Genomic DNA, 13,957 nt, shown 5'->3' with positions numbered 1-13,957 from the left:
TTAACTGCCGTAGCAGGCATAGTAAACGCAGTTAAAGTGAGTCGGCGCTAAACATTATCAAGATTTAGTGAATAAGCTCAAATCAATCAAGGAGTTCTCATGTTTGCAGTAATTTTTGGGCGTCCGGGCTGCCCGTATTGTGTCCGTGCTAAAGAGTTGGCTGAAAAACTGACCGAAGAACGCGATGATTTCAACTTCCGTTATATTGATATCCACGCAGAGGGTATCACTAAGGCCGATCTGGAAAAAACCGTCGGTAAACCTGTTGAAACCGTTCCACAGATCTTCATCGATCAGAAACATATTGGCGGCTGCACTGATTTTGAAGCCTACGCTAAAGAAAATCTGGCTCTGTTCCAGTAATCGTTTTCTGCTTCGAAAAAAGGGCATCCATTTGGATGCCCTTTTATTTTATCTATCAGAATGTGGTGTCTTTCTAGCGATAGCGCTCAACGCCAATCGAACGCTTTTTCTGCCAGGTGAGCGCGACAAACCAAAAAAGAAACGCCCCTGAAGTCGACCAGAAAAGCGCACTGGTTCCATACGCAAACATCTGTAATCCGTTACGTAACTCTGTTCCATAAAACAAGTGAATCAATGTTGAAACCAGCACGGCACAAAGGGTGCCAAGAAAAGGATAAAAAATGCGGCCGTTCACAGAAGCATAGCTCGCAATAAATCCGGGAATAACAAACCACAGCAGGCTGATTTCACCTTTCATCACAATGTTGGGGCCGTCTGCGTGCTCCCACGGTTTTAATACCATGAAGAGCAAACTAACTAAGACAAAAGCAACCATCGCGCCCAACCAACGCCGATACATTGTCATCAAAAATCCCTCTTTCCTTAGAAGCGATATTCAATACACCCACAGTGACCTACCCTTTTCACCGCCCTTGGCGAAGCAGATAGCTCTGTGAGCCCACGCATTCCCTAGCGTGATAACGTGCAAAAGACGCATTCCCACATGTTTCGGCTTTTTGTTGGCCGAACACACAAGTCGCGTCTAAAATAGCTGCCAATACACCGTTCGTATTGGGGTTTCATCTATTACTGGGGATAACCGAGTTAAAGATGAAATTTATTATTTTGTATGGTTGAATGTATCTCCAATAGTCAATCATATCAAGCGCAAGCTAGTTAACGATAAGTTATTCGCCGTGAACATTGATGTCGCAAGTTTGTTAACAGGAAATTACATCCTGCTGTTGTTCGTTGTCTTGGCGCTGGGGTTATGCCTCGGTAAATTACGCTTGGGTTCCGTTCAGCTCGGTAACTCCATTGGCGTTTTAGTTGTTTCTCTTCTCCTCGGACAACAACATTTTGCCATCAACACGGAGGCACTGAATCTCGGCTTTATGCTGTTTATATTCTGTGTGGGCGTGGAAGCTGGCCCCAATTTCTTCTCTATCTTTTTCCGCGATGGAAAAAACTATCTCATGCTGGCCCTCGTGATGGTTGGCAGTGCGCTAGTGATGGCGCTGGGCTTTGGCAAACTTTTCCATTGGGATATCGGCTTAACCGCTGGGATGTTGGCAGGTTCAATGACCTCTACGCCGGTGCTGGTGGGTGCGGGCGATACGCTGCGTCAAACTTTGGCTAACAATCCTAACCTTCCTCATCTGCAAGACAACCTAAGCCTCGGCTATGCCCTGACTTATCTCATCGGTTTAGTCAGCCTGATTTTTGGCGCACGCTATTTACCGAAGCTTCAGCACCAAGACCTGCCAACCTCGGCGCAGCAGATCGCGCGTGAACGCGGTTTAGATAATGAAGTACAGCGCAAAGTTTTCCTGCCGGTGATTCGTGCTTACCGCGTTGGGCCTGAGCTGGTTTCTTGGGCTGACGGCAAAAACCTGCGCGAACTGGGCATCTATCGCCAAACCGGCTGTTACATCGAACGTATCCGCCGCAACGGTATCTTAGCCACGCCAGACGGCGACGCTGTTTTACAGGTCGGTGATGAGATTTCGCTGGTCGGCTATCCTGATGCCCATGCCCGTTTAGACCCAAGTTTCCGTAATGGGAAAGAAGTTTTCGACCGCGATTTGCTGGATATGCGCATCGTGACCGAAGAAATTGTGGTCAAAAACAACAATGCAGTAGGTAAGCGCCTCAGCCAAATCAAACTGACTGACCACGGTTGTTTCCTGAACCGCGTGATACGCAGTCAGATTGAAATGCCTATCGATGACAACATCGTGCTCAACAAAGGCGATGTACTGCAGGTCAGCGGCGATGCGCGCCGCGTCAAAAGCGTGGCAGAACGCATCGGGTTTATTTCTATCCATAGTCAGGTCACCGATCTTTTAGCCTTCTGCGCCTTCTTTATCATCGGCTTAATGATTGGTTTGATTACCTTCAAGTTCAGCAACTTCTCCTTTGGCATCGGTAACGCCGCTGGATTGCTGTTCTCCGGCATCATGCTGGGTTTCCTGCGTGCCAATCACCCTACTTTTGGCTATATCCCGCAAGGGGCGCTGAACATGGTGAAAGAGTTTGGCTTGATGGTATTTATGGCCGGTGTTGGCCTGAGTGCAGGCGCAGGCATGAACCACGGTTTGGGACAAATCGGTGGGCAAATGCTGCTCTCCGGTTTGGTGGTCAGCTTGCTGCCCGTTGTGATCTGTTTCCTGTTTGGTGCCTACGTGCTGCGCATGAACCGCGCCCTGCTGTTTGGTGCCATTATGGGCGCCAGAACCTGTGCTCCCGCGATGGAAATCATTAGCGATGCCTCACGCAGCAACATCCCTGCACTGGGCTATGCGGGCACTTACGCGATAGCCAACGTTCTGCTCACACTCGCGGGGACACTGATCGTCATCATATGGCCCGGCATCGGCGGATAATAAAGTCTTAGAATTCAGGCAAAAAGAAAAAAACTGTGATTTTTTTCACTTTGCCTGAAACTTTCTACCCGCGACAAAGTCTTAATTAGTGCCACTGCTTTTCTTTGATGTTCCCCATATTGAGGAGCCCGATAGTCCCGCCTTCTTAGGTTCAAGACTACCGGGTTTTTTATTGCCTGTAATAAACACCATCATAAAATCAAATAGTTAAACCATACCTAGCCATTGTTCATAATTTCATTCAATAACATCTCTCATCCTTAATGTTCGCTTAAGCAACTCGCTATACCCTAGGCGTATTGTGTTATTCACATCGCCGCATTCGTTGCTTTTATGCATCAAGGCAGATTTGAACCCGCAGTGATTTTAAAGCCGTTCTCATGATGAGTCGGGTTGAGGCCATCTTCTATCAAGATGGTACCTAATGGACTTTCACTCATTATTGGTAATGTTATGAAGATTAAAAATAAAATTATCCCAATCCCTCTGTATGCAAACTCGCGCGACTTGATCGCGAGTCAGTCGCTCTTTAGCAGCGCATTTTATCTCGTTATTCCTTTCCTTGTGCTGTTTATGCATGACTCGCTGCGCTTGTCTGGGGAGGTCATCGGGTTTGTGGTTGGGCTGCGCTTTTTTGCCCAACAGATGATGTATATGAAGAGCGAACAGCTCGCTCACTCTATCGGTGGGAAAAATCTTTTGCTGCTCGGATGCTTAACGCAGGCGAGTGGTTTTTTGTGTTTAGCATTTGCTAATCAGCCCAACCTGCTCATCGCAGGGGTACTACTCACAGGAGTTGGCGGTGCGTTATTTGCGCCAGCCAAAAACCTGCTGATGAACGAAGCGGGCGAAGGCGATCATAAGCTGAAATCAGGCAAGGTATTAGAACTTGGGAATTCAGTGGCTATCGCAGGCGAAATAGGCGCGCTCGTAGGGCCATTACTGGGATTTTGGTTAGTCAGCCTTGGTTTTCATGCTCTTGCATGGGCTGGCGCTTTGGTGTTTGTCGCCGCCTTGATTTGGTTAGCGCAAAAACTCCCCGCTAGTTTCTATTACCCTGCGTTGCCGAAGCAAAAAGGCACGTGGCAAAACGTGTTGCAAAATCGCCGCTTCTTGGTGTTTGTATTAGCCTATAGCAGCTATTTGCTCAGCTACAGCCAGCTATTTTTAGCCCTTCCCCTGACGTTGCGTCATTTGGGTGGGGAGAGCGAATACATTGGCCTGCTGTTTGCGTTTTCCGTGTTGATTTCAATGCTGATCCAGAAAGGTCTACGTAGCTTTACGAACAGAAAAGAAAGTCAGTTATTGGTGATGGGATTTTCAACCCTATCGCTCGCCTTCATCTATATGGCATTTGTCGCAATACGCCATCAGACCACTGGGTGGCATGGCTATTTGCCGCTGTTGATGTTTGTATTCCTCATCAACTGTGGACAGATCCTGATTGTGCCCACGACCAAGCACCTCGTGAGCTACTTTGCAAATGGCAATGATACGACGCCATATTATCAGGCGTTGGCTTTGAGCGGTGGTTTTGCGGTTTTAGTGGGAAGTCCCATCATCGGGGAGCTGATGGAAGCCACTCGCCACAGCCTAACACTCGCCGGTCTACCTTGGTTTGTGATGGCGTTATTCCCTGCGCTTAGCGCCATGGTCATCGGGTTGATGTTCCCAACCACACCAGCAAGAGCTTACTAATCATTCACAAACAATCGTTCACAAACAATCGTTCATAAACCGAATGGTGCATCGCCCCTTAATGTTCCCTTAAGCTGTGATTGTTAAGGTAACGATATGGGATGAGGCACCATTTTTTGCTTCAAATTCTGAATATCACACTTTTTGCTAATTTTCAGATTAATGGCCTTTACTCCCGCGATGCCGACTTTTATTGTACGCGCTCTTTTGCCGTCACTTATGTGGGTCAATGTGGCCTTACTGCTCGGCTTTGTTAGGGCATCATTCGATAAAATAGCTGCTATTTCATTGAGATGCCTATTTTGGGTTTGTTAGAAGAGTAAGACGTTATATGGAACAGTTTAACCAAGCGTTCTTTATGCTTGTGAACGCTACACCAAATTCTCCGGCTTGGCTGATTGCGTTAGCCAAGTTTTTTGCCAACGATCTGATCGCCATTGTGCCAATACTGATCGTGAGTTTCTGGCTATGGGGGCCACGCAAGGCAATGGACGAGAACCGCACTCTTGCTACCAAAGCCACCTTTGCCCTGATTTTTGCCCTACTCGCCTCGCGCGTCATTGGCATGATATTCCCTCATGCACGGCCGTTTGTTGACGGTATTGGCTATCAATTTATTCCACACGCCCCCGACAACTCATTCCCGAGCGATCATGGTACTGGCATCTTTACCTTTGCTCTGGCATTTTTGTTCTGGTATCGCCATCTGCTATTCGGTGTCATTTTATTGGCACTAGGCGTATGTATCGCATGGTCTCGCGTCTATCTTGGCGTGCATTGGCCGCTAGATATGGTTGGCGGGCTGCTCGTAGGACTCATGAGTTGCGCCGTGACGCAGCTGCTTTGGGGCATGATCGGCCAAAGCATCGTCAGCCGCTTGCATCAGATTTACTCCTTCAGCTTTGCTCTGCCGATTCGACGAGGCTGGGTGAGACAATAAGCTCAATGAGATGATAAGCCCGTTTTGCGGGCTTTTTTGTATCTACTAGACTACATTCACTCAATCACGAATTTGCGCCTCGGCAGGCGCAGAGGTAAGATGAAAGGCCTCGCGAACGATTGAATTCGTTGAAAGTAGTCGCATTTATCTCATCCAACATCACGTTGGAACGTTGTTCCTTATCCGGAATCTCATGGGAAAAGGCATCCCGATTATTCTTGCCCGGCTTAAGTACCGGTCACTTTACTGAGAGAAACTATGGAAACCCGGCGTTACGATCGTATTAACCGCTTGTCACAGGCGCTCAAACGAACAGATAAACTACATCTTAAAGATGCCGCCGAGTTACTTAATGTCTCAGAAATGACGGTGCGCCGCGATTTAGCCTCACAAAGTAGCGACGTGGTCTTACTGGGGGGTTATGTGGTGCTAGACCCAAAAATCCATCAAAGCGCTCGCTACTTCGTGACCGATCAGCAGGAAAAACGTGTCAAAGAAAAGCGCCACATCGGCACACTTGCTGCGCAGCTAGTGCAAGAAGATGACGTCGTCTTTTTTGACTGCGGTACCACGGTTCCTTTCATCATTGATGCTCTTGATGAATCACTGAGCTTCACCGGCGTCTGCTACTCGTTAAACACATTTATGGCATTGCGCACCAAGCCAAACTGCCGTGTGATCTTATGCGGCGGCTCATTTAATCCAGACAGCGCCATTTTTGTTCCTAACGGGATTTGCAGCGAGTTGGATAACCTTTGCCCAACGCTGGCCTTTATTTCCGCCGCAGGTATCACCCAGAAACAGGGCGCAACCTGCTTCAATCTTGATGAGATTGCACTTAAGCAAAAAGCGATTCAGCGGGCACGCCGTTCGGTGCTGATCGCCGATGCCAGCAAATTTGGTGAAGTCAAACCAGCTTGGATTGCACCACTTTCCGAGTTTTCCACGCTGATCACCGATCAGGCGCCGAGAACGGAAATTTGCCAGTTTTTGATCCTAAAGAACGTACAACTTTTGTGCTAACTACTATTTAATAATCATTATCACTTTGATAATCCTATTTATAAACTACAGTTTCAATATAATTGAGGCTGTAGTCATTTCATCCTTATCTTCGGTTGTTTATTTACCAATCTTTTCTCCCCTATTCATCATTTCCTTTCTCACCAATAAGTTAATTAATCATACTTAATAGCCAATTTCATTCACTGAGGTGAATATTGCTTATTAGTTACGCTCAAGGAATAATCAGTTTTAATCTAATTTCTCATTTAAAATGCATATATTTTCGTCATACAAAAAACAATAAAATTACGAAAATAAACTCATGTAAAACAGTGAGTTAAAATATCCTCACTTATAATACACATGTTGACTATAACCAAAGTGATAAGAATCTTTGTTTTTGGGAATTCAGTTAAATCGTGTTTTTTATTTCATATAAGAAACGAATTTTTACTATTTTTCCTATCACTGTTAATTAGCATGAATTTCCTTGTTAATTTTGTGTGTTTATTTTAGCCTAAAAATCAGAAAAAACGCGATAAAATCGAGTGAATATCGCAATTGAGAGCCGGATCACGGACGTTTTAACTGTAAAAATATATCTTTCCCGCCGAAAACAGCTGCAACTCACCAACAATTAAAAAGAGCATTTTATGAACGGACTATTATTTGTTCGCTTTTTTTATTTTGGCCGAGCAGGACAAAGCAAGCTCCATGAAAAAGTAAGCTTTATGCGTTCCTTTTATACACAGTTGTTTTTATACACTGTTGTATAGTGCAGCCGCTTTATTTAATGGAATGAATCCATTTTTATAACCAGGTAATTAGCAACACACGCAGTACGTTGAATTGAATAAAGTTCTTTCGTTGAACATCACGACTGAACAAAGAATTGTTTTGATAAGAAACTGTTTTAAACGTGTTCACTTCGGAGACCCTATGGACACTACTCAGACTAGTACTATTACTTCTACTTCTGGTTCCGCAACGGCCTGGCGCAAGTCAGATACCATGTGGATGCTGGGCCTGTACGGCACAGCGATTGGTGCAGGCGTACTGTTCCTGCCAATCAACGCCGGCGTCGGTGGTTTAATTCCACTGATCATCATGGCAATCATCGCTTTCCCTATGACTTTCTTTGCGCACCGCGGCCTGACCCGTTTCGTGCTGTCTGGTAAAAATCCAGGCGAAGACATCACTGAAGTTGTAGAAGAACACTTTGGCGTGGGTGCAGGTAAACTGATTACCCTGCTGTACTTCTTCGCTATTTACCCAATCTTATTGGTATATAGCGTTGCAATCACCAACACCGTTGATAGCTTCATTACTCACCAGTTGGGTATGTCTTCACCTCCACGTGCCATTCTGTCTCTGATCCTGATTCTGGGTCTGATGACTATCGTTCGTTTGGGTGAGCAGTTCATCGTTAAAGCAATGAGCATCTTGGTATTCCCGTTTGTTGCGGTCCTGATGATGCTGGCTCTGTACCTGATCCCTAACTGGAACGGTGCTATCTTCGAAACCGCGGCAATGACTCAGTCCATGAACGGCAGCGGCCTGTGGATGACCCTGTGGCTGGTAATTCCAGTTATGGTGTTCTCTTTCAACCACTCACCAATCATCTCTGCGTTCGCCGTGGCAAAACGTGAAGAGTACGGTGTAGACGCTGAGAAGAAGTGCTCTAAGATCCTAGCTTACGCACACATCATGATGGTTCTGACCGTTATGTTCTTCGTGTTCAGCTGCGTACTGAGCCTGTCTCCAGCGGATCTGGCTGAAGCTAAAGCACAGAACATCTCCATTCTGTCTTACTTAGCTAACCACTTTAATACTCCAGTTATCGCATACATGGCGCCAGTTATTGCCTTCATCGCGATCACTAAATCCTTCCTGGGCCACTATCTGGGTGCTCGTGAAGGCTTCAACGGTATGGTTATCAAGTCTCTGCGTGGCAAAGGCAAAACCATTGAAACCAGCAAACTGAACAAAATCACTGCGCTGTTCATGCTGCTGACCACTTGGGCTGTTGCAACGCTGAACCCAAGCATTCTGGGTATGATCGAAACCCTGGGTGGCCCAGTTATCGCGATGATCCTGTTCCTGATGCCAATGTACGCCATCCATAAAGTTCCAGCGATGCGTAAATACAGCGGCCACATCAGCAACGTATTCGTGGTCATCATGGGTCTGATTGCAATCTCTGCAATCCTGTACACCCTGTTCGGTTAATCGCTGTAAGAGTTAATGTTCTACCGGCCAGCGCACTTCTTGTCTTGCGCTGGCCGCATCACTCCCCTTCTCTGGCAGCACCATTCTTTATATCCACAGTAATTGGAATTGCAGCACGGTAGCAGCTTCAAGTACGAAGGATATAGCCCTGTTTAACGTACGGAGGCGACATGATTAGCGTATTTGATATTTATAAAATTGGCATTGGCCCATCCAGCTCCCACACCGTGGGCCCAATGAAAGCCGGTAAAGAATTCTCTGACGATTTAATTGAAAAAGGCATCCTGAACGATGTCACCCGCGTAGTTGTTGACGTTTACGGTTCACTTTCATTAACCGGTAAAGGCCACCACACCGATCTCGCTATCATTATGGGCTTGGCGGGCAACATGCCTGACAGCGTTGATATCGATATGATCCCCGCTTTTATCAAAGACGTAGAACAACGTGGACGCCTGTTGTTGGCCAAAGGCCAGCACGAAGTGGATTTCCCGCTGAAAACCAGCATGAATTTCCATCAAGACAACCTGTCGCTGCACGAGAACGGCATGCGCATTACTGCGCTGGCTGGCGACACCGTGGTTCATAGTAAAACCTATTACTCTATCGGCGGCGGCTTCATCGTTGACGAAGAAAACTTTGGTAAGCAGTCTGAAAACGAAGTGCAGGTTCCTTATCCATTCAAGAGCGCCGCGGATTTGCAGGAACATTGCAAAACATCTGGGCTGTCTCTGTCTGGTCTGGTGATGCAAAACGAACTCGCTTTGCACAGCAAAGAAGAGATCGAAGCCCACTTCACTCGCGTTTGGGATGTTATGCGTAGCGGCATCGAGCGCGGCATGAATACCGAAGGCATTTTGCCAGGGCCATTACGCGTTCCACGCCGTGCATCTGCGCTGCGTCGCATGCTGGTGACTCACGATAAAATGAGCGTTGACCCAATGGCCGTTGTTGATTGGATCAACATGTACGCCTTTGCCGTTAACGAAGAGAATGCGGCGGGTGGCCGAGTGGTCACAGCACCAACCAACGGCGCGTGCGGGATTATCCCTGCGGTATTGGCCTACTACGATAAGTTCATTCGTGAAGTTAATACCAACTCGTACTCCCGTTACTTCTTAGCCTCTGGCGTTATTGGCGCACTGTACAAAATGAATGCGTCGATCTCCGGTGCTGAAGTTGGGTGCCAAGGCGAAGTCGGGGTTGCCTGTTCAATGGCTGCGGCGGGTCTGACTGAGCTGATGGGCGGAAGCCCTGCGCAGGTTTGTATGGCCGCTGAAATCGCCATGGAGCACAACCTTGGTTTAACCTGTGATCCAGTTGCTGGGCAGGTTCAAGTGCCTTGTATCGAACGTAACGCTATCGCCGCCGTGAAAGCGGTCAACGCTTCTCGTATGGCAATGCGCCGTACCAGCGACCCACGCGTTTGCCTAGATAAAGTGATCGAAACCATGTACGAAACAGGTAAAGATATGAATGCCAAATACCGTGAAACCTCACGCGGTGGCTTGGCACTCAAGGTTCTGACCTGCGGTTAATTCTGCATGATATAAATGGGTGCTTAGTGGCTGATACTAACGTCACAAGATTGATCCCGCGTGGCCCAACAAGCGGGGAGTAACCTCCCCGCCGTTGAGTCAGCTTACCGTTTGGATGCGTAGGCCAAAACAGCCGCCACTTCTTTATCACCGTTTTTTATATGTATCTCACAAAGATATCCGTGAGTGATTCTGATAAACGCCAGCAGCGTTAGACAGACGATCAATACACAATAAATCACCGTTTTTTGCGGCATCTCCGGCCTCCTTTTCCTTGCCTTGCGGCGGGTAAGAGACTAACCTCATGTTGTCTTGCATAAGATTGAGCCTCACTTCGATTTATAGTCGGGTGGGGCTTTTTTCTATCTGCTTTCAACTAATGCATATACCCAAAATAGTTCGAGCGGCATTGAGGCGGCAAGTGAGTGAATCCCGATGAGCTTACTCAAGTAAGTGATTCGGGTGAACGAAAGCGGCCAACAAAAATGCCGCTTGAAATATGAAGGGTATAAAGCAGACAGCCCTAAGCACCCGCAGCCAGGCTAACGGTGATTTTTCGGTGAGAAAAGCGGTATTTCATACTGCGATGAAGACTTGCGAAGAGAATTGCATAAAGCATGAATCAGCGTGCATGTTGCACGCTGATATCTGGATGAATTAGCCAAACCACGAACCGAACAGCTGATGAATTTTCATCATCACAAAGTCGATGATACGGCCAAAGAAGCCGGCTTCTTTCACTTCGTTGAGCACCACCAGCGGACGCTGCTCAATGATTTTGCCGTTTAATTGAAAATCAATTGTCCCCACCACTTGCCCTTTGGCCAATGGCGCTTCCAACTGAGGCTGGTTCAAGGTGAAGCTGGCCTTCAGGTTTTTCAGCTGCCCACGCGGAATAGTGACACCGGCGTTTTTATCAACGCCCAATTCCACTTCGCTCTTATCCCCAAACCACACTTTTTCAGTAGTAAATGCCTGCCCCACTTTAATTGGTGTAACGGTTTCATAAAAACGGAAGCCCCACGTCAGCAGTTTTTTACTCTCTTCAAAACGAATTCGATCCGTTGGTGCACCAAGCACAACCGAGATCAAACGCATTGGGCCATCGGTCGCCGACGAGACTAAGTTATGACCTGCACCTGAGGTAAACCCGGTTTTAATTCCATCCACGTTCAGGCTGCTATCCCATAGCAGACGGTTGCGGTTAATCTGGCGGATTTTATTAAAGGTGAACTCTTTTTCTTTGTGTAACGCATATTCATCCGGCACATCAGCAATCAAACGTTGGCTGATCAGCGCCATATCGCGCGCCGAGCTGTATTGCCCTTCAGAATCTAATCCGTGAACCGTTTTGAATGAGGTGTTTTTCAGTCCCCAAGCTTCAACGTATTTATTCATCAGGCTAACGAACGCGTCCTGACTACCGGCAACATAGTCGGCCAGCGCAATACTGGCATCGTTACCCGATTGAATAACCACGCCTTTATTCAGCTCAGAAACAGGCACCCGGTCGCCGGGTTTTAGGAACATCAGCGACGATCCGCGTAAAACCGGGTTGCCCGTCGCCCAAGCATCTTTACCCACCACAACCATGTCGTTAGGTGTGATTTTACCGGCCTTAATAGACTGACCGATCACATAGCTCGCCATGATCTTCGTCAGGCTAGCGGGATCCAAGCGCTCATCGGCGTTGGCCTCAGTGAGGATTTTACCGCTGTCGTAATCCATCAGCACATAGGCTTTGGCATTGATTTGTGGGGCCGCCGGAGCAGCCTCATCCGCATAGGTCATCGGGATTGCCATTAACGTCAGGCCTGCCCCGAGAGTGATTTTTTTGATTAACGTAGTGAGTGCGATTTTCTTCATGATGATGCCAGCGTATCCATTCAGATAAATAAAAATTACTCTTTACCTTCGCAAAGGGTGTTTATCCCCTGCTTGGAACCATAACGGCTTTAACTTAAAGAATAAACCCTAGATTATTAACCCTTTAAATATAATCCAACCTCACAAACTCGCTAATCAATTTTTTGCTTAATCATTGTGCTGTGCTAGGTCAAGTTTGCAGCAATGCAGGGTGCTATGCTGTTTCCTTCCATTGAAGGAGGATAGGCATCAATGAGTAATGAGCCTTTAGATGAAAAATTTGATGTCATCATCATCGGTGCAGGGATCGCGGGAAGTAGCTGCGCACTGCTGCTTGCCAGAGCCGGAATGAACGTTCTTCTCTTAGAGCGTTCATTGCAGGCCGGAGAGAAAAACATGTCCGGTGGGCGACTGTATAGCTATAGCCTTAGCCGTTTAATCCCCGATTTTGCCACCAGCGCCCCGCTGGAACGCCTGATAACACAAGAGCGCATATCATTACTCAGCGATGAAAGCGCCGTCACACTAGACTACCGTCACCCACCTCAAGCACCACACACAACCTCTTATTCCGTGCTGCGCTCACGTTTTGATCCTTGGTTATTGGCACAGGCTGAGGCCGCAGGAACCCAATGCTTGCTTGGCGTAAACGTCGACGCTCTTATTGACGATCGCTCAGGCTGCATTTGCGGCGTAACAATGGGCGAGGAAGCGCTCTATGCGCATTGGGTCGTGGTTGCTGAGGGCGCAAACACGTTGCTAGCAGAGAAGCATCAGCTCGTTGCAAAACCGTCCCCTCATACGATGGCGGTTGGTGTAAAAGAAATTCTCGCCTTGCCAGAACAAACCTTAGAAGATCGCTTTACGCTGCTTCCTCAGCAAGGCTGCGCATGGATGTTTGCGGGCGCTTGCACCCAAGGAAAAGTCGGTGGCGGATTCATCTATACCAACCGCAGCTCGCTATCACTGGGTGTGGTCTGCAACCTCTCTTCGCTGAACGACGCAAAACAGAGCCTGCCACAGATTATGGATGATTTTCGCCAGCATCCGGTCATCGCGCCGATAATCAAAAATAGCGAACGGCTCGAATATAGCGCTCATCTCATTCCCGAAGATATTACCCACGGTCAGCGCTCGGTCTATGGTGCAGGATATTTATTGATCGGCGATGCCGCTGGTTACTGCGTGAATACCGGCTACACGGTACGTGGCATGGATCTGGCCGTTCTCTCCGCTCAGGCCGCAGCCCAAACAATAATCTCCGCCTGGCAAAAACAGGATTTTAGCTCCTCATCGCTAAGCGAATATCACGCCGCCCTGAAAGAAACTTCGCTATTATCGCTGATGCATCGCTATCGCCATATACCAGAAATGCAGCTCAAAATGCCACGCTTGTTCGATCACTACCCGCAGCTAGCGGCTAATTTCATGCACGATCTTTTTACCCTCAATGAAACACCGCCTCCGCCGCTGAGATCGTTGCTGTGGAAATATGCGAAACGCAGTGGAATAACTAAATTGCTCAAGGACCTTGTTCGAGGGGGAAAAAGCTTATGAATGTTCACGACAAGCTCGCCAAAAATTGCTTTCAATCGTCCCCTGATAGCCCGACACATATCATTTTATCTAAGGATATCGATCCGCAAACGGCTCAAATATTGATTCACGGCTGCCCTGCTGGGCTTTATCAATTAGACGCTCAGGGCAATCTGAAATTCGATCACCTTGGTTGTTTGGAATGTGGCACCTGCCGCATATTATGCGACAGCGCGGTTTTTGCGCATTGGGAATATCCTCCCGCAGGCGCTGGGATTTTATTCAGATATGGATAA

Annotated in this window: 12 protein-coding genes; 9 read left to right on the top strand and 3 right to left on the bottom strand. The window is 47.6% G+C overall.

The window, feature by feature from the left end:
* Window positions 1-99 precede the first annotated feature (99 nt).
* Window positions 100-363 carry a GrxA family glutaredoxin gene (locus tag CPY98_RS07180; RefSeq protein ID WP_004095905.1) on the top strand — a complete coding sequence of 88 codons (264 nt, stop codon included), beginning with the start codon at window positions 100-102 and terminating at the stop codon, window positions 361-363.
* A 73-nt stretch (window positions 364-436) separates the two neighbouring features.
* Here the strand turns inward: CPY98_RS07180 and ybjM are convergent, their stop codons facing one another.
* Window positions 437-829, bottom strand: a complete 393-nt coding sequence (gene ybjM / locus CPY98_RS07175; protein ID WP_025800909.1) for an inner membrane protein YbjM — start codon at window positions 827-829, stop codon at window positions 437-439.
* 331 nt (window positions 830-1,160) lie between these two features.
* Between ybjM and CPY98_RS07170 the strand changes: the two genes are divergently transcribed.
* From CPY98_RS07170 to CPY98_RS07145, 6 genes are all read left to right on the top strand, one after another.
* Window positions 1,161-2,849: an aspartate:alanine antiporter gene (locus CPY98_RS07170; RefSeq protein WP_043492486.1), complete on the top strand. Its 1,689-nt coding sequence runs from the start codon at window positions 1,161-1,163 to the stop codon at window positions 2,847-2,849.
* Window positions 2,850-3,302: 453 nt separating this feature from the next.
* Complete coding sequence (locus tag CPY98_RS07165) at window positions 3,303-4,547, top strand: MFS transporter (RefSeq protein WP_096387011.1); 1,245 nt, start codon at window positions 3,303-3,305, stop codon at window positions 4,545-4,547.
* Between the two features lie 331 nt (window positions 4,548-4,878).
* Entirely contained in the window at window positions 4,879-5,487 is a 609-nt protein-coding gene (gene ybjG / locus CPY98_RS07160; RefSeq protein ID WP_043492243.1) for an undecaprenyl-diphosphate phosphatase, read from the top strand.
* 258 nt (window positions 5,488-5,745) lie between these two features.
* Window positions 5,746-6,510: a DNA-binding transcriptional repressor DeoR gene (gene deoR, locus CPY98_RS07155; protein WP_025800896.1), complete on the top strand. Its 765-nt coding sequence runs from the start codon at window positions 5,746-5,748 to the stop codon at window positions 6,508-6,510.
* A 921-nt stretch (window positions 6,511-7,431) separates the two neighbouring features.
* Window positions 7,432-8,721, top strand: a complete 1,290-nt coding sequence (locus tag CPY98_RS07150; protein ID WP_025800895.1) for an HAAAP family serine/threonine permease — start codon at window positions 7,432-7,434, stop codon at window positions 8,719-8,721.
* Window positions 8,722-8,891: 170 nt separating this feature from the next.
* Entirely contained in the window at window positions 8,892-10,259 is a 1,368-nt protein-coding gene (locus CPY98_RS07145) for an L-serine ammonia-lyase (RefSeq protein WP_096387008.1), read from the top strand.
* A 104-nt stretch (window positions 10,260-10,363) separates the two neighbouring features.
* On the opposite strand, the gene CPY98_RS07140 is transcribed toward CPY98_RS07145, so the two are convergent.
* Complete coding sequence (locus CPY98_RS07140; RefSeq protein WP_025800893.1) at window positions 10,364-10,516, bottom strand: Hok/Gef family protein; 153 nt, start codon at window positions 10,514-10,516, stop codon at window positions 10,364-10,366.
* 400 nt (window positions 10,517-10,916) lie between these two features.
* The gene (locus CPY98_RS07135; RefSeq protein WP_096387005.1) at window positions 10,917-12,125 is read right to left on the bottom strand and encodes a serine hydrolase; all 1,209 of its coding nucleotides are present in this window, start codon (window positions 12,123-12,125) and stop codon (window positions 10,917-10,919) included.
* Window positions 12,126-12,377: 252 nt separating this feature from the next.
* Here CPY98_RS07135 and CPY98_RS07130 point away from each other — a divergent pair, with 252 nt between their 5' ends.
* Window positions 12,378-13,682, top strand: coding sequence for an FAD-dependent oxidoreductase (locus CPY98_RS07130; protein ID WP_096387002.1), 1,305 nt, complete (start codon window positions 12,378-12,380; stop codon window positions 13,680-13,682).
* Entirely contained in the window at window positions 13,679-13,957 is a 279-nt protein-coding gene (locus CPY98_RS07125; RefSeq protein ID WP_096386999.1) for a ferredoxin family protein, read from the top strand. The genes CPY98_RS07130 and CPY98_RS07125 overlap by 4 nt, the downstream gene beginning before the upstream one ends.

The organism is Hafnia sp. CBA7124 (assembly GCF_002355555.1).
GTDB lineage: Bacteria > Pseudomonadota > Gammaproteobacteria > Enterobacterales > Enterobacteriaceae > Hafnia > Hafnia alvei.
Note: the sequence above shows the minus strand (reverse complement) of the source record. Positions and strands in the feature narration are given on the sequence as shown.